The 26,671-nt window shown below is 62.5% G+C and carries 20 protein-coding genes; 3 read left to right on the forward strand and 17 right to left on the reverse strand.

From position 1 onward, the window contains the following. Positions 1-3: 3 nt before the first annotated feature. Together ACP7BZ_RS19380 and ACP7BZ_RS19385 are read right to left on the reverse strand one after the other, a co-directional pair. Entirely contained in the window at positions 4-1,092 is a 1,089-nt protein-coding gene (locus ACP7BZ_RS19380) for a GNAT family N-acetyltransferase (RefSeq protein ID WP_426116181.1), read from the reverse strand. Continuing rightward, on the reverse strand, positions 1,089-2,363 hold the full coding sequence (locus tag ACP7BZ_RS19385) for an aminotransferase class I/II-fold pyridoxal phosphate-dependent enzyme (RefSeq protein ID WP_426116183.1): 1,275 nt from the start codon (positions 2,361-2,363) through the stop codon (positions 1,089-1,091). The genes ACP7BZ_RS19380 and ACP7BZ_RS19385 overlap by 4 nt, the downstream gene beginning before the upstream one ends. 315 nt (positions 2,364-2,678) lie before the next feature. Here ACP7BZ_RS19385 and ACP7BZ_RS19390 point away from each other — a divergent pair, with 315 nt between their 5' ends. From ACP7BZ_RS19390 to ACP7BZ_RS19400, 3 genes are all read left to right on the forward strand, one after another. Then, the gene (locus ACP7BZ_RS19390; RefSeq protein ID WP_426116185.1) at positions 2,679-4,268 is read left to right on the forward strand and encodes an acyl-CoA ligase (AMP-forming), exosortase A system-associated; all 1,590 of its coding nucleotides are present in this window, start codon (positions 2,679-2,681) and stop codon (positions 4,266-4,268) included. Further along, on the forward strand, positions 4,265-5,500 hold the full coding sequence (locus tag ACP7BZ_RS19395; RefSeq protein WP_426116187.1) for a pyridoxal-dependent decarboxylase, exosortase A system-associated: 1,236 nt from the start codon (positions 4,265-4,267) through the stop codon (positions 5,498-5,500). The genes ACP7BZ_RS19390 and ACP7BZ_RS19395 overlap by 4 nt, the downstream gene beginning before the upstream one ends. A 70-nt stretch (positions 5,501-5,570) precedes the next feature. Further along, positions 5,571-7,424 carry an asparagine synthetase B family protein gene (locus ACP7BZ_RS19400; protein ID WP_426116189.1) on the forward strand — a complete coding sequence of 618 codons (1,854 nt, stop codon included), beginning with the start codon at positions 5,571-5,573 and terminating at the stop codon, positions 7,422-7,424. Positions 7,425-7,603: 179 nt separating this feature from the next. On the opposite strand, the gene ACP7BZ_RS19405 is transcribed toward ACP7BZ_RS19400, so the two are convergent. The 15 genes from ACP7BZ_RS19405 to ACP7BZ_RS19475 form a co-directional block, all read right to left on the reverse strand. Next, positions 7,604-9,067 (reverse strand): oligosaccharide flippase family protein, encoded by a 1,464-nt coding sequence (locus ACP7BZ_RS19405; RefSeq protein ID WP_426116191.1) that lies wholly within the window; start codon positions 9,065-9,067, stop codon positions 7,604-7,606. 103 nt (positions 9,068-9,170) lie between these two features. Further along, positions 9,171-10,190 carry a polysaccharide deacetylase family protein gene (locus ACP7BZ_RS19410; protein WP_426116464.1) on the reverse strand — a complete coding sequence of 340 codons (1,020 nt, stop codon included), beginning with the start codon at positions 10,188-10,190 and terminating at the stop codon, positions 9,171-9,173. 6 nt (positions 10,191-10,196) lie between these two features. Further along, the gene (locus ACP7BZ_RS19415; protein WP_426116193.1) at positions 10,197-11,501 is read right to left on the reverse strand and encodes a putative O-glycosylation ligase, exosortase A system-associated; all 1,305 of its coding nucleotides are present in this window, start codon (positions 11,499-11,501) and stop codon (positions 10,197-10,199) included. Positions 11,502-11,525: 24 nt separating this feature from the next. After that, on the reverse strand, positions 11,526-12,929 hold the full coding sequence (locus ACP7BZ_RS19420) for a phenylacetate--CoA ligase family protein (protein WP_426116195.1): 1,404 nt from the start codon (positions 12,927-12,929) through the stop codon (positions 11,526-11,528). After that, positions 12,926-14,041 (reverse strand): glycosyltransferase family 4 protein, encoded by a 1,116-nt coding sequence (locus ACP7BZ_RS19425; RefSeq protein ID WP_426116197.1) that lies wholly within the window; start codon positions 14,039-14,041, stop codon positions 12,926-12,928. The genes ACP7BZ_RS19420 and ACP7BZ_RS19425 overlap by 4 nt, the downstream gene beginning before the upstream one ends. Then, positions 14,041-15,255, reverse strand: coding sequence for a TIGR04063 family PEP-CTERM/XrtA system glycosyltransferase (locus ACP7BZ_RS19430; protein ID WP_426116466.1), 1,215 nt, complete (start codon positions 15,253-15,255; stop codon positions 14,041-14,043). Before ACP7BZ_RS19430 ends, ACP7BZ_RS19425 begins: the two co-directional genes overlap by 1 nt. A gap of 38 nt (positions 15,256-15,293) precedes the next feature. Next, positions 15,294-17,198, reverse strand: a complete 1,905-nt coding sequence (locus ACP7BZ_RS19435) for an XrtA/PEP-CTERM system amidotransferase (protein WP_426116199.1) — start codon at positions 17,196-17,198, stop codon at positions 15,294-15,296. Further along, on the reverse strand, positions 17,183-18,382 hold the full coding sequence (locus ACP7BZ_RS19440) for a TIGR03088 family PEP-CTERM/XrtA system glycosyltransferase (RefSeq protein ID WP_426116201.1): 1,200 nt from the start codon (positions 18,380-18,382) through the stop codon (positions 17,183-17,185). The genes ACP7BZ_RS19435 and ACP7BZ_RS19440 overlap by 16 nt, the downstream gene beginning before the upstream one ends. A 2-nt stretch (positions 18,383-18,384) precedes the next feature. Continuing rightward, entirely contained in the window at positions 18,385-19,917 is a 1,533-nt protein-coding gene (gene xrtA, locus ACP7BZ_RS19445) for an exosortase A (RefSeq protein WP_426116203.1), read from the reverse strand. Further along, entirely contained in the window at positions 19,914-21,107 is a 1,194-nt protein-coding gene (locus ACP7BZ_RS19450; RefSeq protein ID WP_426116205.1) for a TIGR03087 family PEP-CTERM/XrtA system glycosyltransferase, read from the reverse strand. The genes xrtA and ACP7BZ_RS19450 overlap by 4 nt, the downstream gene beginning before the upstream one ends. Positions 21,108-21,110: 3 nt before the next feature. Then, positions 21,111-22,169 (reverse strand): FemAB family XrtA/PEP-CTERM system-associated protein, encoded by a 1,059-nt coding sequence (locus ACP7BZ_RS19455; RefSeq protein WP_426116207.1) that lies wholly within the window; start codon positions 22,167-22,169, stop codon positions 21,111-21,113. Next, complete coding sequence (locus ACP7BZ_RS19460) at positions 22,166-23,038, reverse strand: XrtA system polysaccharide deacetylase (RefSeq protein ID WP_426116209.1); 873 nt, start codon at positions 23,036-23,038, stop codon at positions 22,166-22,168. The genes ACP7BZ_RS19455 and ACP7BZ_RS19460 overlap by 4 nt, the downstream gene beginning before the upstream one ends. Before the next feature lie 2 nt (positions 23,039-23,040). Then, positions 23,041-24,048, reverse strand: a complete 1,008-nt coding sequence (locus tag ACP7BZ_RS19465; protein WP_426116210.1) for an XrtA/PEP-CTERM system-associated ATPase — start codon at positions 24,046-24,048, stop codon at positions 23,041-23,043. Positions 24,049-24,064: 16 nt separating this feature from the next. Beyond that, positions 24,065-25,630, reverse strand: coding sequence for a TIGR03016 family PEP-CTERM system-associated outer membrane protein (locus tag ACP7BZ_RS19470; RefSeq protein ID WP_426116212.1), 1,566 nt, complete (start codon positions 25,628-25,630; stop codon positions 24,065-24,067). Next, on the reverse strand, positions 25,611-26,663 hold the full coding sequence (locus ACP7BZ_RS19475; protein WP_426116214.1) for an XrtA-associated tyrosine autokinase: 1,053 nt from the start codon (positions 26,661-26,663) through the stop codon (positions 25,611-25,613). Before ACP7BZ_RS19475 ends, ACP7BZ_RS19470 begins: the two co-directional genes overlap by 20 nt. Positions 26,664-26,671: the final 8 nt, after the last annotated feature.

Consider the following 26,671-nt stretch of genomic DNA (forward strand, 5'->3'; position numbering starts at 1 on the left):
GGGTTATTCCGGTGTAAGTGGCGCGGGCGCAGGTGCCGTGGCCGGGACAGGGTGACGCTGCTGGTGCTGCCGGGCAGCGCGTTGTTGGACTACCGCGTGCAGTTTGTGCAAAACCGGCCAGCGGTAATTATTGATATGGTACATGGTGCGAATATCGTTCGACCATTTGCGGTGCCATTCCATGGCCTTGCCATAAAATTCGAGGGTACTAAAGCGCTGTTCGTCGAACAGTTGTTTGACGGTTTCTTCACGCATCAGGAAGGTCGGCGAAAAATAGCCCGGCACCGTTTCGTCGTAGGTGGTCTTGAGGATGATCACGCAATTTTCGCCTTCGATACACAGGTCGACGGCGACCACCTGGTCATTGAACCAGTAACGCTGGACGCAGGCGGCGTCGCGGCGGCAAAAGCGCTCGAGCATGGCGGCATAGAAGCGGCCCTGGGCGTTATCGGCGGCAATCGCCGTGCCACCGCTGGCTTTCCAGCCGGCGCTTTCCAGCCGGCCATAAGTGGCCAGCGCCTCGGTCATTTGCTGCGGCTGGCGCAACGTTTCAAGACGCGCCGTGATGCCTTCCTTGAGCATGCGCGGCCGCATTTTTTTGAGGTTGGCCCGCAGATTTTTTCCGCGCGCCGCCCAGAACGCATCGAAGCTGCCGTCCAGGCGAATGCGCGCCGTTTCGATATAGTCGATCGTTGCCAGCGTGCTGCTGTGTGCGGGACGGGGCGCCAGCCACGGGTCGGCCTGGGTGATGCCGACCATCAGCGGGAAGCCGGGCAGGGCACGCACCAGGCTGTCAAGGGCAGCGTCGATGGCAACGCCGGCGCGGTTGACCCACATGCCCAGCGGTGCCTGCGACGGCTGAAAAGTTTCCCAAGCACCTGCGCGAGTCGGTGTCATTACCGCCATCGCCACGACCACGCCCTCATCGCTGCCGATGGCCAGCTTCTCGCCACCCACCAAAAATTCGCTCAGCAGCGGCTCGACGAAGTCCAGTGACAACAAGGGCGAACGGGCGCCCTGATCGTTCAGTGCCTGCCATTGCGCGGCGTGGCCGGCGAACTCGGTGACGGGTAATATTGTCCAGCGAATCATGTTGGTGCGCCGCGCAATTGCAGCGCTTCCTTAATCAAACGAATCATCCAGTCCAGCTCCTGGTCTGTTAATTCTTGGTGGCATGAAAACGACATCACGCGGCACGACAGGTCGACACTGTGGAAGCAGACCTTGGCGTCGATGCCGTCCCACAAATATTCGCCAAAGCGAATGATGGGCACGCCGCGCAATTTCAAATAGTCGAACACCTGCGCCGGCTCATCGGTGAGCAGGGGAAATACCCAGGGGTAAACACGCTCAGGCAATTGGGCAAACAGCGGCTGGCAACCAGCGATACCACGCAGCGCCTGTTCCAGCTTCAGGTAGTTACGCCGCCTGAGCGCCCCCATGCGCGGCAGCGACACCAGCTTGAGCAGCGTGCGCGAGAAACGCGACGAGCGCTTGTCGAGCCATGCGGGGTCAAAGCTGAAGCCGCCTTCCGAGGAACCAGGCGCCAGCGCCGACGTCGAACCTGGTTGGCGTGCCTTGATGGTGCGCCACAGTACATCCTTGCCCGCCAGTGGCAGCCACATCAATATCTTTAACAATCCCAGGCGGCCGTAGGCAAAACTGTCCTCGAGCGTATTCAGGGCGGCTTTGACTTCGAAGCCCTTGCCGGCGCTGCCCAAGGTGACGGCGTCGAGTGGATGACGCGACGACACCAGCGCGCCACCTTCGAACATGGGAAAAAATTTCATGCTGCTGGCAATCGCATAGTCGCCCCAGGAACCGACAGGCTTGCCCTGGTGTTCGCCGAGAAAGCAATGGGCGCAGTCTTCCAGCATCAGCAAGCCGCGGCTGTCGCAAAACGCCCGGATGGCTGACAGGTTTTGCGGAAAACCAAAATAATTGGTCACCATCAAAACCTTGGTCGCCGCCGTCAGCTTGCTGGCGATATCGTCCAGGTCGACCGAGGTGTCACTTTTGATGCGATAAAACACCGGCGTTGCGCCCGACCAGATCACCGGCTCGACCATTGACGCGCAGTGAAACGACGGCACCAGCACGGCGTCGCCGGCGCCCACCCGCATTTGCCGCAGGGCCAGGGCGATGGCGATGCGGCCGCTCGTGACCAGCTTGGACTCACCGGCATCAAGCACGCACTGTACGGGGGGCGCGCCGGCGCCGAAAAACGCTGCCAGCGACAGCACCGGCGACACCGGCGCCACGGCAGCCGGATAATTGCGCACAGCGCTGACACCACTTGCCGCAGGCAAACCTGCCGCTGCTACCGCAGTCACGCCAGCGCATTCGGACAGCTCGGTTTCCATAGGCCCCTGATAAAATTTTGTCATCGAAGGAAGTATAACCTGTTGCGTTCTCTCCACGTGTGGCACACATGCAATACAGCACAAATTATTGCATTGCGTTCACGCCTGATTGCATTGTAATTTTGTACCGGAGCGCGACTGGCGCCCATTGCGGCGCAGCGTTCCGTCGGTGGGCCGCCACATCGCCACCGAATAGTGCAGCGTTGGACATAATGCAATGCTAAGATTCGTCATTAGTTGCGCCCGTTCAAATAATATTACCCCTGCCGCAGGCAGGCGGCGTGCATTTCTCACTTACCAGACCCCATATTGCGCATGAGTGACTTGATCCACGAATTCATCTTTCACGCGGCGCGACGTGCGCCCCAGGCGCAAGCCCTGGTGGCCGGCGCCCGTCGTCTCGATTACGCCGCCCTGGCCAGCCTGGTCGACCGTAGCGCCCAGGCCTTATTGGCCGCTTCGCTTGGCCGTGGCGAGCGGGTTGCCATTTATCTTGAAAAAAGCGTCGAGAATGTCGCTGCCATGTTTGGCGCCGCCGCCGCCGGCGGCGTATTTGTGCCAGTCAACCCGCTGCTCAAGCCCGAACAGGTGGCCTATATCCTGGCCGACTGCAACGTCAAAGTGCTGGTCACTTCCGCCGACCGGCTGCGGCAATTGGCGCCTTCGCTGGGTCTGTGTCCCGATCTGCAGCGCGTGATCGTTACCGGCAACGCCAGCAGCTTGAATTCAGCATTATCGATTGCAGTGACGGCCTGGGATGACTTTTTGGCCGCCGACGGCGTCGTGCGGCAGCCGCACCGCGCCATCGATGCCGACGTCGCTGCCATCCTGTATACCTCCGGCAGCACTGGCAAGCCGAAAGGGGTTGTGCTGTCGCACCGGAATATGGTCGCCGGTGCCACCAGCGTGGCCAGCTACCTCGAAAATACGGCAGCCGATCGCATCCTGTCGGTGCTGCCGCTCAGTTTTGACTATGGCCTGAGCCAGCTCACCACCGCCTTCCACGTCGGTGCCACCGTGGTGCTGCTCAATTACCTGTTGCCGCGCGATATAGTCAAGGCGGTCGAAGCCGAGCGCATCACGGGACTGGCCGCGGTGCCACCGTTGTGGATACAGGTCGCACAGCTGAGCTGGCCGGCCGATTGCACCATCCGCTACATCACCAATTCGGGTGGCGCCATGCAGCGCCCGACGCTCGATGCCTTGCGGCGCGCGCTGCCGCGGGCGCGGCCGTTCCTCATGTATGGTTTGACCGAAGCATTCCGCTCGACCTATCTGCCGCCCGAAGAAGTTGATCGTCGGCCCGATTCGATGGGCAAGGCGATCCCGAACGCCGAAGTAGTGGTGCTGCGCCCTGACGGCAGTGAATGTGATGCTGGCGAAGCGGGCGAACTGGTGCACCGCGGCGCGCTGGTATCGCTGGGCTACTGGAACGATCCCGTCAAGACGGCCGAGCGCTTCAAGCCGGTGCAGTCGAACCACCGCGGCCTGCCACTGACCGAAATGGCGGTATGGTCGGGCGACACCGTGCGCAAGGATGAGGAAGGCTTCCTGTATTTCATCAGCCGCAACGATGAAATGATCAAGACCTCCGGCTACCGGGTCAGCCCCAGTGAAGTGGAAGAAGTGGTGTACGCGCGCGAGCAGGTGGCCGAGGCCGCCGCGATCGGCGTTGCCCACCCGACCCTGGGCCAGGCGATCGTGGTGATCGCCCACGCCAAAGCGGACAGCGGCCTCGATGCGGATGCCTTGCTGGCCTTGTGCAAACCGCACCTGCCCGCTTACATGCTGCCGGCCCGCATCATCATGTCCGCTGACAGCTTGCCCCGTAATCCGAACGGCAAGATCGACCGCAAGCTACTCAGCCTGCAATTTGAGACCATTTTTACGGAAGTTGCCCCATGAATGCAGTGCGTCCCCAACATGCGCCGCTGACCCAGTTCGAGGTCGTCGACGATTGCCTGCAGATTGGCGGCATGGCGCTGACCCGGCTGGTTGAACGGGTCGGCAGCACGCCCTTCTATGCGTATGATCGCGCCCGCCTGACGGAGCGGGTGGCGCTGCTGCGCCGACATTTGCCGGCCGAAATCCATTTGCATTACGCCATGAAGGCCAATCCCATGCCAGCGGTGGTCCAGCACATGGCGGGCCTGGTCGATGGCATCGATATTGCCTCCGGTGGCGAGCAGCGGGTGGCACTCGACACGCCGATGGATCCGGGTATGGTCAGCTTCGCCGGACCCGGCAAGAGCGAGCGCGACCTGTCGTGCGCGGTGGCCGGCGGCGTGGTCATCAACATGGAATCGGCTGCGGAAATGGAACGCATTGCCGTCATCGGCCAGCGCCTGCAGATCCGCCCGAAGGTGGCGGTGCGCGTGAATCCCGATTTCGAGCTGAAGTCGTCGGGAATGAAAATGGGCGGCGGACCGAAGCAGTTCGGCATTGATGCCGAAGAGGTGCCGGCCGTGCTGGCGCGCCTTGGCGAACTGGACCTGGCATTCCAGGGCTTCCACATCTATAGCGGCTCGCAAAACCTGAAGGTGGAGGCGATTGCCGAAGCGCACGAAAAAACCTTCGCGCTGGCGATCCGGCTGGCGCAGCATGCGCCGAGTCCCGTCTTGACGCTCAATATCGGCGGCGGCTTTGGCATCCCGTATTTTCCCGGTGAAGAGCGGCTTGACTTGGCAGCGGTGGGGGCCAACCTGAAGGCGCTGCTGCCGGCCGTCAAGCAGCAATTGCCGCACACGCAGATTGTCATCGAGCTGGGCCGCTATCTGGTGGCGGAAGCCGGCATCTACGTCAGCCGTGTCATCGAGCGCAAGCATTCGCGCGGCCAGACTTATCTGGTCACCGACGGTGGCTTGCACCACCATTTGTCCAATTCCGGCAATTTTGGTCAGGTGATCCGCAAGAATTATCCTGTCGCGATCGGCAACAAGATGCGCGGCGGCGAGCGCGAAACCGTCTCCGTGGTCGGCCCCCTGTGCACCCCACTCGACCTGCTGGCCGACAAGATGGACCTGGCCCATGCCGACGTCGGCGACCTGGTGGTGGTGTTTCAGTCGGGTGCCTATGGCCTGTCGGCCAGCCCGGTGGCCTTCCTCAGCCACCCGATGGCGCTGGAAGTGCTGGTATGAACGGGTTGAATCACACTGCAATCTCAAAAAACATGACGATGATGATGTGGCAAACGAGCCGGGGCCCGCTGTGAGCGGCTTGTGTGGTTGGATCGGCCAAGGCGCCGGTGTTGCTGAAAACCAGGCGCAACTGACCTCGATGGCGCAGCCGCTGTCGCGTTTCGACGGCGCGCCGCTGGCGCTCGAATGCGGCCGCAGCAGCGCAGTGGCGATTGCCGCAGCAGCCGCCAGCACCCTCACTGCGACGATCGATGGCTTGCAAGTGGCATTGTGGGGCAACGCCTACGCCGCCGACCCCGTGCTGGCGGCCCAGGCTGCCGCTGAAGGGTTGGGCAAGGCGCTGGCGGCGGCGTTCCGGCGCGATGCCGACAGCGTGTGTGCCAAGCTGGGCGGTAGCTTCGCCTTGTGCATCATCGACGAAGACAATGGCGAAGCCTTGCTGGCAATTGACCGCATGGGCGTGCATCCGCTGTCGTTTCAGCGTGTCGGCGAGGCCCTGCTGTTTGCCAGTTCGGCCGACGCCTTGATCCGCCACCGGCTGGCCAGCGCCGATATCGATCCGCAAGCGCTCTACAATTTCGCCTATTTTCACATGATCCCCAGTCCGCGCTCGGTCTACCAGGGACACGAGCGGCTGCTGCCCGGCGAGATGCTTCGCTATAGCAAGGGACGGCTGACCCGCACAACGTACTGGCGCATGCACTTTGATCCGCAGCCGACGCGTTCATTTGGCGAACTCAAGGAAGAGTTTCGGGACGTTCTCAAAAGTAGCGTGCTGGAGACGGCAGGTAACGCCAAGGTCGGCGCCTTTCTCAGTGGCGGCACCGACAGTTCGACCGTTTCCGGCATCCTCACCGCCGTCGGCGGCAAGCCGGCCGGGACGTACTCGATCGGTTTTGCGGCGGAAGGGTATGACGAAACCGGCTACGCCCGCATTGCGCAACGCCATTTTGGTACCGCGCACCATGAGTACTACGTTACCCCGGACGATGTGGTGACGGCGATCCCGCAAATTGCCGCCGTGTTCGATCAACCGTTTGGCAATGCCTCGGCCGTGCCGGCATTCTATTGTTCGCGCATGGCGCGTGCTGATGGCATCACCCGCATGCTCGGTGGCGATGGCGGCGATGAGCTGTTTGGGGGGAACGAGCGTTATTCCAAGCAGCATGTGTTTGCCCTGTACGAGCAGGTGCCGGCGCTGTTGCGCAAGGCGCTACTGGAACCGGCAGTGTTCCATTTCCCCGGCGGCCAGCACCTGAACGTGGTGCGCAAGGCGCGCAGCTATATCGAGCAGGCCTCGGTGCCCATGCCGGCCCGACTGGAGACTTACAATTTGCTGGGCCGCTACGGACCGACCCAGGTCTTCACGGATGCTTTCCTGGCCGGCGCCAATGTGAACGATCCGCTGGCCAGCCTGACGGCCGCCTATGGCCACCAGGAAGCGGCCAGCCTGATCAACCGCATGCTGGCCCTCGACCTGAAGGTGACCCTGGCCGACAACGACTTGCCCAAAGTGGTCAAGGCGTGCGAACTGGCCGGCATGGAAGTGGCGTTTCCGTTTTTGACCGACAGCATGGTGCGCTTCTCGGCCCAGCTCACCGACAAGCAAAAATTGAACGGCACCAAGCTACGCTATTTCTTCAAGGAAGCCTTACGCGATTTCCTGCCCGAAGACATCATCAACAAGCAAAAACATGGCTTTGGCTTGCCCTTTGGCGTGTGGCTGACGTCCGAGCCACAGCTCAAGCAACTGGCCATCGACAGCCTGCACGACCTGAAGAAACGTCGCATCATCCGTGGTGAGTTTATCGACACCCTGGTTAACCAGCACCTGCAGGAGCATGCCGGCTATCACGGCACCATGGTGTGGGTGCTGATGATGATGGAGCAGTGGTTTAAGCAGCGTGAGGTTACGCGCGACTAAGAGCGCTTAACAAAACCTCCATGACCGCGTTGCGCCGGCTTGCCGTACCGTTGTACGGTCTTCGCCGTCGCGCCTTGTCCTGAAGGTTTTGTTGGGCGCTCTAAGTTGGTGGCGAGTCTAAGTACCGGTCACTACATGGTTATGATTGACTGCTGGTCAGCGGGCTTAACAGATCGTCCTTATTGAAATTTTGCGACGAAGCGCAAAACCATCTGCTTTATTAACGCCAAGGCGCTGCTGATTTCTTCTTGTATGGGGTGCTTGACAAGGGTAGACATCGCAACAAATCCAATAAATGCGCCTGGTACGCCGAACACCAATGGCCACCATATATTGGCGGGAAGTGCGCCAAATATGCAATAAACCAGTAAGGGAGCCACCCCTGCACCCATCCCCACTAAGGTACTTTTCCATACGGCGCTGCCCAAATCGGACCAGGCAAAACCGAGGGCTGCGCGGGTTTGTTGTAGCCAATAAATCGTTCTGAACGCGCTGGAAATAATCAGGCAGACGCCCATCTGTGTCAGTCCACCGTAGGCGCCGATCGTCACGAGGATGACGGCGATGACGGTGGTAACTGCAGTACCCCGCAGAACGCGGGAGGCGCCGCCGGTGGCCATCAGCGCAGCGTTACACATCGATGCCGGCAGACTGAATGCCAGTGCCACGGCAAGCAAGCGAGTCAGTTCTATCGCGCCATCCCACTGGGGACCGTAGAGCACGCGCATGGCAGAGTGGGCAAGGAAGATAGTACCCAGCGAGAAAGCAATACCAATCGCGCAGATATACGAGGTGGCTTTGATGAAGGGCTGCGCGATATCGCCGTGGTCGCGCGATTGTTTGGCGAACCAGGAAACGGCGACCGCACCGATGCCCGCCAATACCAGGCGTTCAAACATCAGTATCAAACCGCTGGCGCGCGAATACAGGCCGGTCGCCGTCATGCTCTGCAATTTTGCCAGCAGTAATTCGGGTGCGTTGCCAGCAATGTTTTGAATCACCGCAGCGCCCGTCGTCTGCGAGCCGAACGCCAGAACGCGGCGGATTTCTTTGATCCCCGGCAGCCAAGGGAACCACGCCGGGCGGTAGTGCACTGCCATCGCCGCATTGACAGTCGTCGAGGCTAGCGAGCCGTAAGCCAGACTGATCGGCCCGTATCCGCGCCACGCGCACACGATCGATACCACGGCGCCTGCCAGGGTCGCGCTAAAACGCACAATGGCCAGTGCGTCAAAGCGCATTTCGCGGATCTGCCAAGCGTAGGTGAGCGAGCCAAACGGGTTGATGGCGTAGTTCAGCGCCACCACCAGCATGATGTCGCGCATCCTCGGCTCTTTATAAAACAGCGCCACCGGTACGCTCGCCGCCAGTACCACCAAGGCTAGCAGCACGCCCAGACCGAGTTGCACCGCCCACACAGCGCGGACGCGGTCGATGGTAATTTCTTTTTCCTGCACCAAGTAATTGCCCGCTCCCATATCACGGATGCTGGCAATGAAGGTCAGCAAAACCACGGTGACCGAGAACACGCCGATGTCGGCCGGGGTAAGCATGCGCGCGATGACCATCGATGAGACGATGTTGATGATCAGGCTCGCATAGCGATCCAGGTAAGAAAAGACCAGTGATTTGCGGATATCCAATTCGGGCTCGGTGATAGGTGCTTGGGACTTCGAAGAAAGGCAGGACAGTCGGGCCCTGTGAACGGCCATCGCGCACTGGCACGATGGCACGACGGTGCTGGCGTCAGGCGAGTTGGGCGCGGGTGGTTAGGTTGCGTGCCATGCGCGCGGCGAAGCGCAGCGCCGTGCGGTCCCATGGACTGAAGCGCGGTAACTGAAACAGGTCGGCCCTGGCTGGTGCCGCCCCCCAGGCCGTCGATACCGCGCCTTCAAAGCCGAGTTCACGCACCAACTGCACATGTTCAGCGCGATAGTCCGTTCCCGGCTTACCGTTCGGGTAAGCAAACAGCGGCACTTCGGCACCGATGATCTCTTCGAGCGCATGCTTGCCGCCGGCGATCTCGGCGCGGGCGGCCGACAGTTCTATACTCGCCAGTATTGGGTGATAGATGGTGTGTCCGCCAATGTGCATGCCGCCGTCGTGCAACTGGCGCACTTGCGCCGAGGTCATCATCAGGTCGCGCGGTGAGATCGCACCGGCCGCTTCGACGATCAGATCGACCTGAATTTGCCGCGCTTCTAGCGGCAGATACTTGAGCTTTCCAATTAGTTTGGCAATCGCGGCCCGCCGCTCCGCCGTCGAGGTCAGTGGATACAGGTCCAGTCCCAGCGCACCGAGATCAAGGGCGGTGCCCTGATGGCGTCGCACCAGTTCGATGATCGCGTCGTTCCACATGATGCCGCCATCTATGAAGCCGGTAGCGACGAAAAATGTCGCATGCAGGCCGTAACGGTGCAGGATGGGCATGGCAATGGCCGCATTGTCGGCATAACCATCATCGAAGGTAATGCACGCTGCGCGCGGTGGCAAGGTGCCGGCGGCGCGGCGAACGATGGCGTCGCGCAGCGGCAGAACATTGAACAAGCCTTTTATGCGCCGCAAGTCCTGGTCGAAATCGAATTGGTCGACTTCGTCGGGAAATAAGGGATCCTTTTTTTCCAGCACGCGATGATAAATGAAGATCGACAGTCCACGTTCCCCGCCCGGGGACAGCAAGCGCAAGGCGGCTTTGCCAGCGATGCGCGCTACAGCACTGTCACTGGCGGCGAGTTGCTGATCTGCTGCGGTTTGGCAGTCGGACATCGACAATTAAGCACTCCTTGTTTGTTCCAGCGGGTGTGATGACGGCTTTTGTACGGTCTGTTTGGACGCGAGCCGCAATTTTAATTCCTTTTCCACTAGTACACGTGCAGCCACCAACGCCGCCATCACATAGTAAGGAACGTCGAAATACGCCAGACTGAGAAAGGCGCCACCAACGGCGAAACCAAGCAGGCTGACCTGGCACATGGTCGCCAGATCCGCCGCCCACTTCATTTCAGGATCGAGCCGGGTTTTGCTGATGAGCCAAGTGCCGGTGCGCCAGGTCGCCACGCCCAGCGCAAGATACAGGAACAGTCCGATAAAGCCGTGTTCGCCAAGCACCTGAAAATAAATGCTGTGAGCGGCGTGTACGTCCCTGGGGTCAGGGGCGTACTTGGCGAAGACACCGGCGTCGTAGATCTGGAAGCCACCACCCATCAGGCGGTCCGCGGCCAGATTGGTTGCCATATACCAGGCGTTGACCCGGCCCATGGCCGAAGCATCTTCCTTGTATTCGCCGATGGTATTCATGCGGTCATACCACTGGTCCGGCATCGCCAGCATCAGCAGCGGCACCAGCAGCGCCAGCGCGAGCCCCAGTCGGACCTTTTCCTTGCTTTTCAACCAGAGGAAAACGCCCATTGCCGCGATCGCCAGCATGGCGCCGCGCGAGTACGATCCCAGCGCCGCCAGCGCGCACAGGCCGATCGAAGCCATGAAGGCATAGCGGGCCCAGCGATTGACCGTGTATTTGAGCAGATAAATCATCAGCGGAATGACCATGACGAAGGCCAGCGCCACTTCGTTGTTGCCGTCGATGAAGGTACCCGCTGGTCCCCATACGCGGTCGCTGCCACCACTGCGGATGGTGAAAATGCCGCCCTTGACGCCGTAGTAGCCGATCGACACGACGATCGACCAGATGACGGCGTTGATTTGCTCGCGGTCCTTGATCAACATGAGTACCACCAGCGTCATGCCAAAAATTTTCAAGACCTTGTTCCACTGATCGTAGACCTGGTCGAGATGGATGGCAAACAGCGAAGTCAGCGACATCCACAGCAGGAAGGTGATGAACAGCACAACGGGCGGCGTCATCGGCAGCTTCTTGTCGCCCTTATAGGTCACCAGGCTGATCACGCTCACCACCGCAATAATGGCGGCAAACGGAAACGTGCGGGCAAAGCCCCAGCCCTGGGCATGCGGATTCATCACGCTGATCCAGATCCACATCACCGCGCCCCACCACGGTTTTTTGTAGATCAAGGGCAGCGAGCCGAATACCAGGATGGTAACGAGGATGTCTCTCACAGCAAAACTCCAGAATTAAGCAGGTCAAGCATGGCCGGAACCGGGCGGACGGGCGCTATCGACCTTGCTGATGACGTAACGAAATTTGCCCGATTTTTCGGGCAGGATGGCCGGCACCTGTTCAATCTCGATTGCCACGCCAGCACCCAGGCGCGCTTTAAAACCGGCATCGATGCGGGCCAGCACGTCGGCGCCCAGCGCCGATTCGGCGACCACTTGCACGCGCGTCAGGGCGAGACTTTCTTGCACAATCTTGAAGGCCTTGACGGCAGGCAGGTCGCGCAGAATATACACCAGCGCCAGACCGTGCATGATGGTACCGTCCTGGGCCACCAGAAAATCGGTGCTGCGGCCCTGAATTTCCTTGAGCAAGGGCAGGCCGCGCCCGCAACTGCAGGGCGCCGTGTCGAGCGCGCCAATGTCGCCAGTGCGGTAGCGAATAAACGGAAAATCGCCGGTGGCCAGGTGGGTGACGACGATTTCACCCGATTGCCCGGCTGGCACCGGTTGGCCATCGGCGTCGAGGATTTCGACAATGATGTCTTCGGCCGTCAGGTGCATCGATCCGGCCGGGCACTGATGGGCAATGAAGCCGGCGTCGCGACCGCCATAGCCATTGGCCACCGGGCAGCCGAAGCAGTCGCTGATCTGCTGGCGCTGTTCATCGTAGAGCCGCTCGGAGGTGACGAAGGCGACCCGGATGCCCAGATCGTCCATGCGCACGCCACGCGCGGCGGCGTGGCGGGCGATGTGCGACAGCGCCGACGGGTAGCCGAACAGCATGCGTGGACGGATGGTGCGGATCTGCGCCAGAAAACCGTCGAGCTTGGCTTCCGACATGGCAAATGCCGGCAACAGTACGGTGCGCAACATGCGGTCACGCACTGCCCGTACCGTGTCCTGGGCGCCCAGTTCGATGGGCGAGCCCCACACCACCACTTCGCGATCGCCGATATCGACGTTCCACCAGCGCGTGGCCCGCCACTTGGCGGCCACATCGTGACTGACCCGTTGCGTGCCAATGTAAAAAATGAGCGGTTCGCCACTCGACCCTCCCGTGTTGAAACGGGCCAGGCCGACCGCGTTGTCCGCTTTCATGGCGTCACCGGCAGCGCGGATGACCGCCTTGTCCAGCAAGGGCAGACGGCGCAGATCGGCCAGCGTGTGCAGGTCGCGCGCGGGATCGAAGTGGTGTGCGGCAAAGCTGGCGCGGTAATGGGGCACATGCTGGGCCGCCTGCAGCAGCAGTTGCCGCAGGCGCTGCAGTTGCAGCGCTTCGAGGCGCTGCGCCGACCACCATTGCGACTGTTCCATCTGGCGCCGCAGCGCCACCGTACTATGGCGCTTGAGGCGCTCGTGCAGCGGGAACAGCAGCTGCGAGACGACGCGCGTGTAGACGCCGGTGTGTGGAGTGGTACGCGATATCATGGGGCAGGAACCATCGTGGCTGAGCGGTTGGAAATAACGGCGCGGTACACCGCCAGCAAGCGCGGCCGCACTTCCGGCCAGGCGAAGCGCTGCACGTACGCCAGACCATTGTGCTGCAGCTGCGCCATCAGCGCGGGCGAATCAGCCAGCCGCAATACCGCCGTCGCCATCGCTTCGGGCGCACGCGCTGGTACCAGCAGCGCCGTCTTGCCGTCCTCGACCAGGTAGGGCACGCCACCCACGTCGGTACTGACCACCGCCACCCCGCTGGCGAGCGCTTCAAGTACCGAGTTGGGGGTGTTGTCGACCACGCTGGGATTGAGCATGATATCGGCGTTGCGGTACAGCTCGCCCATGGCGGCATTCTCGACCCGGCCCGTGAATGTCACGGCGGTGGCGATGCCAAGCGCGGCTGCCAGCCCTTCCAGTTCGCCGCGCAAGGGACCGCTGCCGGCCACCACCAGGCGCGCGTGCGGATGGCGCGCCAGCACCAGCGCAAAGGCGCGCAGGGCGGTGGCGTTGTCGTAAATCGGTTCAAGATTGCGCGCCACCAGAATGCGTAGCGGCGACGGACCGCCGCTGGTGGCGCCCTGCTTGAAGCGGCTCAAGTTAATAATGTTGGGGACGATGGTGGTGGCAACGCCGTAGCTGCCAAATACGTGTTCGAGAAAACCGGACGGCACGATCATCACCGATGCCGCGCGCATGCTGGGACGCACCCAGGCTTGCGCCTTTTGCATGAACTGGTCCGCCTCGCCACCGCGGTAATTGACCACCACCGGGCAACCGCGCAAGCGGCCGATCCAGATGGCGGGCGCGGCGAACAGGTGCCACGACCAGCCCGAATTGGCCATCACGTGAAAAACGTCGACACGGCCGGCGCTGCGCCACAGCTGCGCCATGTAGGGCAGCAGGCGAAACAGGGCACGCACGCCTTTTAATTTTTCTGCCCAAGCCGGACGGTAGGGCGCGTTGATCTGGATGACCTCGACCTGGTGGCCCTCGGCTTCGAGCAGGCCGATCAGCTGCAGGGTCTGGTTGGCCATGCCACCGGAGGGCGGCGGCAACGGGCCGACCATGCCAATTCGCAGCGGCGCCAGCTCGATTCCCATCAGGCGGTCGCCTTGCCGGTCACGCCGCCATAGACGGCGTGGTAGCGCGCCACCGAGGCTTTCCAGCTGCGCTCGGTTTCGACAAACTGGCGACCCTGCGCCCGCAACGCTGGCCACAACTGCGGACTGGCGAGCAGCGCCAGTGTTTTGTCGGCCAGCGCGGCCGGGTCGCCAGCGGCAAACAGCATGCCGGTGCGGCCGTCGTCGATCAGTTCACGGTGGCCACCCACGTCGGACGCCACCAGCAGGCGCCCCTGGGCCATCGCTTCGAGGGGCTTGAGCGGCGTGACCAGGTCGGTCAGGCGCATCTTCAGGCGCGGGTAGACGAGGATATCGATCAGGTTGTAATAGCGCTGCACCTCGCTGTGCGGCACCCGGCCGGTAAAAATGATGTTCTGGCTGACACCCAGCTGCGCCGCCTGCGCCTTGAGGGCGGCATCTTGCGGGCCGCCGCCAACGAGCAGCACGCGAATTGCCGGATTGACTGCCAGCATGCGCGGCAGGGCGTCGAGCAGCACGTTCAAGCCTTCATAGGCATAGAACGAACCGATGAAGCCCAGCACGGAGGTGCCCTGCAGGCCCAGCTGGGTTGCCAGCGCCTCGTCGCGCGCGCCATCGACACTGAAATCGCCGATATCGACGGCGTTGGGAATCACCGTGACCTTGTTGGCGGGAATGCCGCGACCGACGATCTCTGCCCGCAAGCCTTCGCAGATGGTGGTGGCCGCCTGTACATGGCGCAAGGCATGGGTTTCCATGGCGCGGGTGACGCGGTAGCGCAGCCCCCATTCCGTGCTGGTGCCGTGATCGACGGCGGCGTCTTCCCAGAAGGCACGGATTTCATAGACCACGGGAATGTTCAACTGTTTGCCGACGCGCAGGGCGGCGATCGCATTCAAGGCCGGCGAGTGGGCGTGGATGACATCGGGCTTGAGTTCGCGCGCCACTTCCAGCAGGCGTTCGGCCAGGCGGTTGATGACGGCCAGCTGATTGAATACGGGCAGCCGGTCGAGCATGCCGCTGGCGGGCCTGGTGCGGTAAAAGGCGAGGCCATCGACCTGTTCGTGGGCGGCCTGGGTGACCCCCTGTTTCGGGCTGGTCAGGTGGAAGGTTTCCCAGCCGAGTGCGCGTTGCTGTTGCAGGATCGAGCGGGTCCGAAAAGTGTAGCCTGAATGCAGGGGAATCGAGTGGTCGAGCACATGCAGCACCCGCAGGGGTGCCTGGACGGCGCTGACCATGACCGGGTTGGCACTCATGCGGCTTCCCCTTCCATTTCCTTGCGCAGAAATGCTTCGAACATCAAGACAGTCCAGATCGGTGCGCTGAAGTCGCGGCGGCCCGATTCATGCTGCTCGACCATTTGCGTCAGGTAAGCCTGGTTGAAAATGCCGGTCGACGCCAGCGACGGTCCCAGCAGCGAGTCACGCACGCGCTGGCGCAGCGGGCCGCGAAACCAGGCTGCCAGCGGCACAGCAAAGCCCATTTTTTTACGGTACAGAATGTCGTCGGGCAGGTACGATTCCAGGCTTTTCTTGAAAATATACTTGCCCTCGCTACCCTGCAATTTCATCGATGGCGGCAGGCCGGAAATCCATTCGACCAGCTTGTGGTCGAGTAATGGCACGCGTACTTCGAGCGCGTGGGCCATGCTGGCCCGATCCACCTTGGTGAGAATGTCGCCTGGCAGATAAGTCTTCATGTCGAGATACTGGATCATCGACAGTGGATCGTCGGTCGGCGATTTGCTGGCGTGGCCTTTCATTACTTCGATGGCACGATAACCTTGCAGCTTGGCCTGGAAGGCGGGCGCGAACAGCTGCGCGCGCATGGCGTCGGACATGATCGAGACACCGTGGAAATAGCCTTCCACCAGGTCGCGCGAGAGCGCCTCGAAGGTGGTCTTGGCGCGCAGCACGCGCGGCGCCCAATCCGCTTTCGGGTAATACTTGCCCAGCGGGCCGAAGACCAGCTTGCGCAGGCTGGAGGGGATGCGTGAGCGTACGGCATCCTCGGCCATGGCGTAGCGGTAGCGCCGGTAACCGGCCAGGTTTTCATCGCCGCCGTCGCCCGACAGCGCCACCGTCACCCGTTTTCTGGCCAGCTGGCAGACGCGGTAGGTGGGGATGGCGGAACTGTCGGCATACGGCTCGTCGTACAGGTCGGCCAGGGTATCGAGCAGGGCGTAGTCGTCGGTGTCGACGGTTTCCGTGTGGTGTTCGGTGTGGTACTGGCGCGCCACCTGTTCGGCGTAAGCCGATTCGTCGAAGCTTTTTTCCTTGAAGGCGATCGAGCAGGTGTTGACGGGGTCTTTCATCAAGCCCGCCATCATGGCGACGATGGCGCTGGAATCGACCCCGCCCGACAGAAAGGCGCCGAGCGGCACCTCGGCTTTTAAGCGAATCTTGACGGCCTCGCGCAGGCGCTCGATCAATTCGCCTTCGGCATCGGCCTGCGACATCGGCGCGTGCAGTTTGAAGGGCACGTCCCAGAATTGCACCGGCTGCGGCACCGGTTGGCCGATGCGGATGGTCAGCATGAAGCCGGGCGCGAGTTTCTTGGCGCCGGCGTAAATGGTTTTTGGCTCGGGCACGTAGCCGTAGGCGAAATAGTCTTCGACCGCCTGCGGGTCGATGGCGTGCGGCAGGTCGGGGTGGGCGCGCAGCGATTTGAGTTCGGAGCCGAAGATAAAGATGCCGTCCGGTAGCAGGGCATAGTAAAACGGCTTGACGCCGAGGCGGTCGCGCGCCATGAACATGGTTTGCTTGTTGCGGTCCCAGATGCAGATGGCGAACATGCCGCGCAGCTTGTGCACGCACGCTTCGCCCCACGCTTCCCAGGCATGCACGATGGTTTCAGTGTCACTCTTGGTGCGAAAAACGAAGCCGAGTTCCTGCAGTTCGGCGGTCAATTCGGGGTAATTATAAATTTCACCGTTGAACACCACGCCGACGTCACCGCTGGCATTGAACATCGGTTGCTGGCCGCTGGCGATGTCGATCACCGACAGGCGGCGGTGGCCGAAGCCGACGCCCGGCTCCGTATAAATATCGCCTTCATCGGGGCCGCGGTGGTGCTGCGTTTCGTTCATACGCTTGAGCAGCACCGGGTCGATGGTACGCGCGCCGCGCGTGTCAAACATGCCTACGATTCCACACATGATTTTTCTTGCTTTCTAAATGCTGTCTTGCGTTCGCACAATTTATCGTAGAGGCCCTGGTAGGCGGCCACCATGGCGTTCAGGTTATACAGGCGCATGACGCGCTGGCGGCCGGCGGCGCCGTGCTGGCGCGCCAGTTCCGCAGACGCCACGTAATGCGCCAGCGCAGCGGCCATGGCGGCGGGGTCGGCAGGCGGCACCAGCAGGCCGCTGACGCCGTCATCGATTACCTCGGGCAAACCGCCGACGCGTGTGCCTACCACCGGCAGGCTGCAGGCCATCGCTTCGAGCGCCGAGCCGGGCGTGCCCTCGGCCAGCGACGACATGGCAAAGACGTCGACGCCGCCCAGCAGGGCAGCGACGTCGCTGCGCGCACCCGGCAGCCAGACTTGTCCATCGAGGCCGGCGGCACTGACCTTGGCGCGCAATTGGGCCAAGTGGGGACCGTCGCCGATCACGGCCAGGCGCAGCCTTGCGGCCTGCGCCGGCATGCTGGCCCGCAAGGCGATGAAGGCATCGACCAGGCCGGCGTGATCTTTGACCGCCTGTACCCGGCCGACGGTGCCGATCACCATGCTGTCACTGGCAAACCCGCTGGCCGCCAGCAGCGCAGCGCGCGGACCCGGTTGGAATCGATCGGTATCGATGCCATTGCCGAGCAGGCAGCTTTTATGCTCGGGCACGCCGATCACGCTGCGATTCCAGGCCACCAGATCAGCCGAATTGCCGTAACAGCAGTCGTAAAACGGCAGCATCAGGCGGCGCAGCAGCTTGTGGCGCGGATTCAATCCGTCCGGATCGCTCAGTTCGCGGCCGTGGGCGCCGTTGATGCGCACCGGCACGCCGGCAAGCAGCGCCGCCGGCGCGTATTCGATGGCCGACAGGTTGTAGGTATGCAGCACGGCCGGACGCAGCTGGCGCAGCAACTGCCACAGCGCCAGGTGGGTGCCGGGCGAGCTGCCGGGCTGCTTGTGCAGGGCGTACAGGCCGACCCCGGGTTTGCTGATTTTATTGGCGAAATCGGTGATGTCGGTCAGCGCCACCACGGCATGCCGGTAGGCTGTCGCTGGCATGCGGTTGATGCGCTGCACCAGCATGTTTTCCAGGCCGCCAAAGTCGAGCTTGTAGATCAGGTGCACCACCAGCGGCACGGTCGGATCATCGAGGACGGCGACGTCGGCCATGTTCAGCGCGCCCGGGTGGTGGCAAGGGCGGCGTTGAGCGGCGCCAGATTGGCCTGCACGAAGGCGTTCAGCGCAGCGCGGGCCTGTTCCGGGTGCTCGTCGTACGGTGCGGACAGCAGGATGGCGGCGCCGTCATCGGCGCGGCCGGCAATTTTTGCCCGTGCCTGGCGCAGTTTGCCGACGACGTTGCTGACGGTGGCTTGACCATCGACCACATGCCATTGCCATACCAGGATATTGCCGCCGGCAGATTTGAGCTTGCCCTCGCGCACTGGCAGGGCAGTGCCATCGATCAATTCGCTGCGCAGCGTGGCGGCGGTTTCGTGAAACGCCCCTTTTTCGCCGCCGGTCAGGCGATTGGTCGAACTGACGAGCGATTTGCCGCGTGTTTGATTGCGGTAATACAGCACGTGGAGGGTGACGGGAACGGCGCCGCTGCTGTAGGTGGCGGTGCTGCGGGCATCCGGGCTGGCGTAGGCGGGTTCCCAGCTGGAAGAGGCCGGGGCCATTGCCCAGCTGATCGCCGGCGGCGCCAGCACCACCGGCCTGGGGTTGTAGCTGGCTTGCTGCGCGTAGGCCATCAGGGCCGGCCAGATGGCCGCTGCGATTACCAGTGCCACGGTCAGCGTGGCGATGCTGGCGTTCGGCGCCAACAGCAGCGGGCGGCCGGCGCTGACGGTGGCGGGTTCGACATCTTCACGCCAGAAATTACCGATCCAAAACATCAAGAACATCACCAGGCCGAAGAACAGCCAGCCGTAAATCAGATGGTCGACGCCGACTGCCAGGCGCATGCCGCTCAGGTGGCCGATCATGACGATCATGAAGGCACGCAGGCCGTTGGCGACAATGGGCACCAGCACCGCGAAGGCGACGAACAGGCCGCGGCGCAGGTTCGAGCGGTACGTCAGGTAGGCGTACAGCCAGCCGATGGTGACCGAAGAAATCAGGTAACGCACGCCGCTGCAGGCTTCGACGACCGACCAGTTGCCGGACGGGATTTCAAACACCGTGCCGTTGCGCAGCACGGGCATGCCAATCAATTGCAGACACCAGACAGTAAAATCGGCGGTGAAAGAAATCAGCGGATCAATAAATATTTCGCCGAATGGCACGGCGGCAAGCACGAATAACAGGGGAAAGGCCAGCGACAGCGCCAGGCGGCGGCCGAACAGCGCCAGCGCAGTGATCGGAATCATCAGCACCAGGGCATATTGCTGGACAACCTGGACGTCAGCAACGCCGGCGATGGTCCACAGCATGCCGGCCATGAACAGCAGGGCCACGGGCGGCCACCAGGGCGTCAACGGCATGCTGTAAAAATTGGCGCGCTGGCGCCATACCAGCCACAGGCAGATGGGCGGAATAATAAAACCGTGGGCGAATGTTTCGGAGCGCGACCAGATGGCGACGATCGAACGGGCCGTCTCGAAATACAGCAAAAACGGCGCCACGAAAGCGATCAGTATAAGGAGCGCCGGCACCAGCAGCGAGCGTTGCACGGGTGCCTGCTCCAGGGTCAGATTGGGGTTCATGTGCATTCGAGCCTCGCATCGATGTGGGCCAGATTGCTCGGCCAGCTATAACGTTGTTGGACGGTGGCGCGAGCGATCGCTCCGATGGCGTCTTGCGGAGAAAGCAGCAGGCTGGCCACCTGGTCGGCAAAAGTGTCAGCGCCATCGGCGAGCAGCACATCGACCCCGGGCGTCGCCTCAATTCCCTCGAGTGCCTGCGGCGACACCACCACGGCGCAGCCCATCGCCATCGCTTCGAGCACCTTGTTTTGAATGCCGCGGGCGATGCGCAAGGGCGCCACCGCGACCGCCGCGTGGGCCAGGTAGGGGCGTACATCGGGCACCGTGCCGGTAACCATCACGCCGGGTAGTTGCGCCAGCGCCAGCACGGCCGCGCTGGGACGCGCGCCCACGATATAAAAGCGGGCGTCGCCGAAACGGCTGCGCAGCAATGGAAAAATAGTGTTGGCGAACCAGGCGACGGCGTCGATGTTCGGCCAGTAATCCATGGCGCCGGTGAAGACGATGGCCCGCTCGCCGGCGCCAAATGGATCGTCGTACTGGCGTGCCGGCGAAAAATAGTCGGTGTCGACGCCGTTATTAAAATAGCCGATGCGATCCGCGCTTTCTGGCGCCAGCTGCTTGAACAGGTCCGCTTCCGGCGCCGAGACGAACAGGGCGGCGTCGCAGGACAGCGCCACCGTTCTCTCGTACGCGAGCAGCTGGCGCGCTTCGTGGCGGTACAGCATATTCATCGGCCACGATTTTTGTTCGGCGTACTGGCGCCACTTGTCGGAATCGACATCGCAAAAATCGACCACCCGGCGCGCCTGCGCGTACGGCTCGGCGTACTGCGCCATGGCCGACGAGAACACCACGATGCGGCTGATGTGGTGGCTGGCCATGGCCTGCGCCGTCCAGCGCGCCAGGCCGGCGTCACGGTAATAATCGAGCGACAGCGAGCGGTTAGCCAATAGTGCGCCGAGGCTGCGCAGGCGCGCCAGCTTGGGGTGGAGCGGGGCGAAATGGCTGCTGGCGCACAGTGCCTGTACAGTTGGCACGTGCTGCCAGTCATCGGCATCGTCGATGAAGGTGGCCAGGTGCACGCGGTAGCGCTGCGCCAGGTGCTTGAGCAGGTGGTAGGAGCGGATCTTGTCGCCCTTGTTGGGCGGATACGGCATCCGGTGGATCAGCAGCAGCAGATCGTCCACAGGCTAACCCAGGTTGCGCACGATATGCGGGCCGATCAGATTGGCCAGCGGCAGCGGCAACTTCTTCCAGATCTTGATGAACAGCGCGTACTTGGGATTGAGCGGGTTGTTGTCCGGCAGCGCGGTCGCGTTGATCAGCTTGTATTCATACGGCAGGTGCTGGGCCGTAAAACCCCAGTTCTTTTTGAAGTCGTAGGCGCCCGTGCCGAGCTTGCTGCGGCCGAAATCGAACAGGCGCGCGCCGCGCGCGGCGGCCGCCTGCATCAAATTCCAGTACATAAAATCGTTGCCGGCGACGGCGCGCGCCAGCGGCATGCCGCCGCCGTAATACGGCACCACTTCGTCGCGCCAGTAAAAACTGAGCACGGCGGCGACCAGCGCGCCATTCTGGGTGATCACGCGCACTTCGCATTCGTGGCCAAATTCCTGCTGCAGCATGGCGAAATATTTTTTCGGGAATACCGGCGTGCCCAGCCGGTGCACGCTGGAGGCATACGCTTCGAACATGCGGTCGACGTTGTCGTCGAGTTCGCCCACCAGCCCCAGCTTGATGCCCTTGCGCACCATCGCGCGCTGCTTGCGTGGAATGGCGTTGAGATTTTCTTCGTCATCGGCAGAAATTGCCTTGCGGAAGGTGACGTACAGTTCCTTCGACTGCCAGCCGGGGTCGTCCGGGTGGGCTGCCACCATGTTGCGGTATTCGAGGTGGCCAACGCCGAGCTCGCGCGCCAGTTGTTCGGCGGCGGCGTCGAGCAGGGGGCGGGCGGCGTCGACGGTGGCGGCGACGCCGCCATAGACGCAAAACTGCATGGCGCCCAGCGCATGGCCGAACAGCCGGCTGTTAATTTCCGCCAGCGGCAGCACGCCGACGATCTGGCCGGCCTGCTCGACATAATAAAACCAGGTGTTGAGTTTGAACGATTGCTCGATCACGCTCTGCCAGCCGGACAGATGAAAAAACGTCGCTTGCGGGCAGGCGCGCACGAACGCGTCCCAGCGGGCGCGGTCGGTCGGCTGCATCAGCTTGACAGACAGGGGCGCGGCGTCGACAACCATGCTCATCGAGGTCCCAGGAAAATATGGTCCATGCGGTCCCAGGAAAAATCGCGCGTCAGGCGGGCGATGCGGCCTTCCATGCGCGCCAGATTGACGTAATGGCGGAACCGGCTCTTGGCGCCCACCCCTGGCGGCCGCGGCTGGTCCGGATCGACTTCCCACGGGTGAAAATAAAAAATTGCTGGCTGGCGGTCGTCGTGGTTGACCTTGTTCATCATCCAGCGCGACAGCACATAGGGCAGCAGGCGGAAATAGCCGCCGCCGCCGGCCGGCAGGTTTTTTTGCAGCAGGCGCACGGTGGTGATGGGAATTTCCAGCAAGCCGTCCGGGCCGTTCGGATAAAACGCGAAGCGGGGGGCGTCGGGCATGCCGTAGTGGTCGTGGGCGATCGGGTAAATCGAGGAGCTGTAGCGGTAGCCGGCTTCCTTGAGGGCGTCGAGCGCCCACAGGTTGGCGCGGCCGATCGAAAAGCTGGGGGCGCGGTAACCGATCACCTGCTGCCCGCCGATGTCTTCGAGCAGCGCTTTGCTGCGGATGATGTCGTCGTCGAATTCCGCGCGGTTCTGGTCGGAGGCGCGCAGGTGGCTGTAGCCATGGCTGGCCAGTTCATGGCCGCCGGCGACGATGCGCCGCACCATCTGCGGGTAGCGTTCGGCGATCCAGCCCAGCGTAAAGAAGGTGGCGTGGACGCCACCGCTGGCCAGCACGGCGAGGATGCGCTCGATATTCGCTTCGACCCGGCATTCGCGCGCGGGCCAGCTGGCGCGGTCGATGTAGGGGGCGAAGGCCGATACCTGAAAATAATCCTCGACGTCGATCGTCATCGCATTCTTGATGACGGCGCCCGGCGCGGCCGGCTGAGGCAGGGGATGCATATTCATTTCGACTGTTCCACCGAAGAGACCGTGCTATTTGGCGTGGCGACGATCTTTTTGAGGATCGACAGCACTGAGACGATCGATTTTTCCAGCCGCACCATGCGCTCGTCCATCTGGCCCGACGAGCCGATCGCTTCGGCCGCCATCGGCTCGGCCACCTCGGCGCGCGCCGCTTCGGCAGCGCCTGGTGGCAGCTCGAATTCATCGTCGATGTCGCGGATCACTTCGGCAACGTCGTCGCCGGAGAAGGCGTGCAGTTCTTCCAGATAGCCCATCAGCAAAATGCGGTCGCACAGGGTGTTGACCTTGCGCGGAATGCCGCCCGTGTAGGCATAAATGGCGGCGTACGCTTGCGGGGCGAACGATGGATCGCCGTGCCAGCCGACGGTGCGCAGGCGGTGCTCGATATAGGCTTGGGTTTCCGGTGCATCCATCGGACCGAGGTGATAGCTGGCGATGACGCGCTGGCGCAATTGCAGCATGCTGGCGCTGTGCAGGGTGGCGCGAAATTCCGGCTGACCCAGCAGAAAGGTTTGCAGCAGCGACTTGTCGTCGGTCTGGAAATTTGACAGCATGCGCAACTCTTCGACGGTTTTCGGCGTCAAATTCTGTGCTTCATCGACGATCAGCAGGGCCCGTTTGCCGGCGCGGTCTGCTTCGCGCAGGAATGCTTCCAGGCGGGTCAGCAGATCGGGCTTGCTGGCGTTTTCATAAGGCAAACCAAACGACGACGCCACCATGCGCAAGGTGTCGTCCGAATCGAGATTGGTGTTGACGATGTTGGCGGCAATGATCTGTTCGGACGGCATGTTGTTGAGCAGATTGCGTACCAACGTCGTTTTGCCGGCACCGACTTCGCCGGTGATGACAATAAAACCTTCGCCCTGCGACAAGCCATAGTCGAGGTAGGCCATGGCACGCTTGTGGCCCTTGCTGCCATAAAAGAAATGGGGATCTGGACGCAGTCGGAACGGTTTGGCCGACAGGCCATAATAAGTTTCATACATCGCGGGCTCGATTCGACTATAACTTGTAGGAAAGGGAAGCGCTGATGGCGTTTTCCTTGTAGGTACGGCCATCCTGGCTGAAGGTTTTGCCCTGATTATGGCGCAGCTCGACGTTGCCGGTCAGTTTGGTTTGAAAGCGGTGGCTCAGATTCAACGACAGCAGATTCTGCTCTTGCGCCACATTCACGCCGGGCGACTGCGAGCGCGACGTACTGGCCTGCAAGGTCGCTGCACTGCGCGACGACAGGCGGTAGCTGAGCGCCGCCGTCACGGTGCGCTGGCGCACATCGTCGTTCAGGTTGGGAAAGGCCGGCGTGGCCAGGCTGCCGTCGGCACTGGCGGTCGACAGCGCGTTGCGCTTGGTATTGTTGAACGACACAATGGCGGTGCTGCGCGCGCCGTTGACGGCGATCGAGGCTTGCAAGCTGCGCTGCAACAGCAGGCGGTTGCTAAAATAATTGACGTTGTTGACCACCGAGGTGGGCAAGCCGTTGGCGCGGATATACGCATCGATGGCTTGCTGGCGCGCCACCGGATCGGGGAAGGCGGCGGCAAAGCTGGCGTCGAGCAGGCTGGCAGTGTCGACCGTGTTTGGCTGCAAAAACTGGCCGCGCGAGGTGGTGATATCGTCGCTGTAGCTGGCGCGCATCACGGTGCGGCGACTGCGCTGGGTCAGGTCGAGCGAATAAGTCTTGCCAAAATACCGGCGGCCGGCGCTGGCGTCGACGCTGGTGCGGGCCGATGGCCGCCAGGTAAAGCCAGCCGCATAGCCCTTGCCGGCGTTGCTGCCGCCGAGGCCGTCGTAGGTATAGCGGTCATAGCTGACCCGGGCATACGGACTGAAGGTGGGCAGCAGGCGGTAGCGCAGCGTCAGGCTGGCGTTGTCGGTGGCCGATTTGCCCGCCTGGCCGCTGTCGAGATCCTGGTGGTAGGCCAGGGCATCGTAGCCAAACTTGCTGTAAGTAGCGCCGCTGCCCAGGCGAAACTGCAGGGAATCGCCGGTGCTGTTGTTGAGTAAATTGCCGCCGCTGCTGACCTGGTCGTGGGTGTAGCGCAGTTCGCCATCGCCAAAACCGTAGTGGCGCACCAGGTAGGGGCTGATGCGCCAGGTCGAGACGTCATCCTGGTTGGCGGTGCTGTAGCTGCTTTGCGACTGCTGGCCGAATGCCGAGATGGCCTGGCGCGAACGGCTGGCGCTGGCGTCGACATACAGCAGATCTTCAACCCCCGTCAGCCGGCCATTCAGGCTGGCCTGGATACTGCTGCTCGAGGTGTTCGCCTGGCGCTCGCCGCTGTAGGCATACAGGTGCGCCGCCAGATTGGCGTTGAGCTTAAGCCGACGGCTGTTGGAGGTCAGCGCAATCGACGGGGTGACGTCGGTGATGAACTGGCCGTGCGCGTTCTCATCGGGCTGCAGGCCGACGTTATCGGAATAGGTTTCGCGCACATCGATGGCCGGCTGCAGCCGAATTTGCGCGCGTGCCGGTGCCGACAGCACCACCGCCAGCAGTGCCAGCGGCACCGACAGCACGATCCGTGGCGGCAGGCCGCCGCTGCGGCATTTAGCCGTAGTGATAGTCATACGTCTCTTCGATCCCCGGGAACTCGCGCGTCTTGTTGTAAATAAGGTTGACGTTGCTGCAGCCTTCGAGCTGGCGCAGCGATTCCTTGACCGCATGCTGGGTGGTCGTTTCCGATTCGACCACCAGCACGATCTGGCCCATGTGGCTGGCCAGCACGTGCGCTTCTGAAGTGAGCAGCAGGGGCGGTGAATCGAAAATGACGATGCGGTCGGGGTAGCGGTTGGCGATTTCATAGACGAAGGCTTTCATCGTCTGGCTGGCCAGCAGCTCGGTGGCGCGCGGTGTGCTGGTACCGGCAGGCAGCAGGCTGAGGGTGTCGACGTTGGTGCGCAGCATGACATCGGACAGCTCGAGCTTGTCGTCGAGCAAAATATCCATCAGGCCGCGCTGTGCCGGCAGGCCGAGCGTGCGCAGCACGGACGGGCGGGCGACGTCGGCATCGATCAGCAGCACGGTATGGTCGAGCTCCATGGCGATACTCATGGCCAGGTTGATGGCGCAATAGGTCTTGCCTTCGCCCGGTACCGAGCTGGTGATCATGATCAAGTTGTTGGGCGGCTGGCCGACATCGGGCTCGGCAAAGGCACGCTTGATCAGCGGGCGCTTGATGATGCGGAAGTCTTCCACCAGCAGGGTACGGCCGCCAGCAGCGGTGACCATGCCCATGTCGCGCATGCGGTTCAGGTCCAGCTCGACCTTGCGGGTGCTGGCCTTGCGCGGCTTGACCGGCGCCGCTTCGGCCAGCACCACCGGCTCGACGGACAGTTCGGGCAGGCTGGCGGGGCGGACGGGCGCAACTGCCGGCGCAACGGTCGCTGCAACGGTCGCCGCAACTGCGGGCGCTGCTACTGGCAGCGCGACCGGCGTGGCCGCGATCACGGTCGCCTGCGGCGACGCCGCGCTGGGGGGCGCCGCGACGCTGTCGGCGTCGATCACGACGTCGGTGTCGGCGGCCTGCAGGGTGGCCGTGGAGGCCGCCTGGGCCTCCTTCTTTTGGTCGATGCGGCGTGCCGCTTTTTCAATAATGCTCACAATTGCTC

Origin of the sequence: Massilia sp. PWRC2 (genome assembly GCF_049896725.1) — a bacterium.
Taxonomy (GTDB): domain Bacteria; phylum Pseudomonadota; class Gammaproteobacteria; order Burkholderiales; family Burkholderiaceae_D; genus JAFCUW01.

What these genes read in the sequence shown, in the direction of transcription:
- ACP7BZ_RS19380 (WP_426116181.1), bottom strand. Translation starts at nt 1,092, where the DNA reads ATGATTCGCTGGACAATATTACCCGTCACCGAGTTCGCCGGCCACGCC.
- ACP7BZ_RS19385 (WP_426116183.1), bottom strand. Translation starts at nt 2,363, where the DNA reads ATGGAAACCGAGCTGTCCGAATGCGCTGGCGTGACTGCGGTAGCAGCG.
- ACP7BZ_RS19390 (WP_426116185.1), top strand. Translation starts at nt 2,679, where the DNA reads ATGAGTGACTTGATCCACGAATTCATCTTTCACGCGGCGCGACGTGCG.
- ACP7BZ_RS19395 (WP_426116187.1), top strand. Translation starts at nt 4,265, where the DNA reads ATGAATGCAGTGCGTCCCCAACATGCGCCGCTGACCCAGTTCGAGGTC.
- ACP7BZ_RS19410 (WP_426116464.1), bottom strand. Translation starts at nt 10,190, where the DNA reads ATGTCCGACTGCCAAACCGCAGCAGATCAGCAACTCGCCGCCAGTGAC.
- ACP7BZ_RS19420 (WP_426116195.1), bottom strand. Translation starts at nt 12,929, where the DNA reads ATGATATCGCGTACCACTCCACACACCGGCGTCTACACGCGCGTCGTC.
- ACP7BZ_RS19425 (WP_426116197.1), bottom strand. Translation starts at nt 14,041, where the DNA reads ATGGGAATCGAGCTGGCGCCGCTGCGAATTGGCATGGTCGGCCCGTTG.
- ACP7BZ_RS19435 (WP_426116199.1), bottom strand. Translation starts at nt 17,198, where the DNA reads ATGTGTGGAATCGTAGGCATGTTTGACACGCGCGGCGCGCGTACCATC.
- ACP7BZ_RS19440 (WP_426116201.1), bottom strand. Translation starts at nt 18,382, where the DNA reads ATGGCCGACGTCGCCGTCCTCGATGATCCGACCGTGCCGCTGGTGGTG.
- xrtA (WP_426116203.1), bottom strand. Translation starts at nt 19,917, where the DNA reads ATGAACCCCAATCTGACCCTGGAGCAGGCACCCGTGCAACGCTCGCTG.
- ACP7BZ_RS19455 (WP_426116207.1), bottom strand. Translation starts at nt 22,169, where the DNA reads ATGAGCATGGTTGTCGACGCCGCGCCCCTGTCTGTCAAGCTGATGCAG.
- ACP7BZ_RS19460 (WP_426116209.1), bottom strand. Translation starts at nt 23,038, where the DNA reads ATGCATCCCCTGCCTCAGCCGGCCGCGCCGGGCGCCGTCATCAAGAAT.
- ACP7BZ_RS19465 (WP_426116210.1), bottom strand. Translation starts at nt 24,048, where the DNA reads ATGTATGAAACTTATTATGGCCTGTCGGCCAAACCGTTCCGACTGCGT.
- ACP7BZ_RS19470 (WP_426116212.1), bottom strand. Translation starts at nt 25,630, where the DNA reads ATGACTATCACTACGGCTAAATGCCGCAGCGGCGGCCTGCCGCCACGG.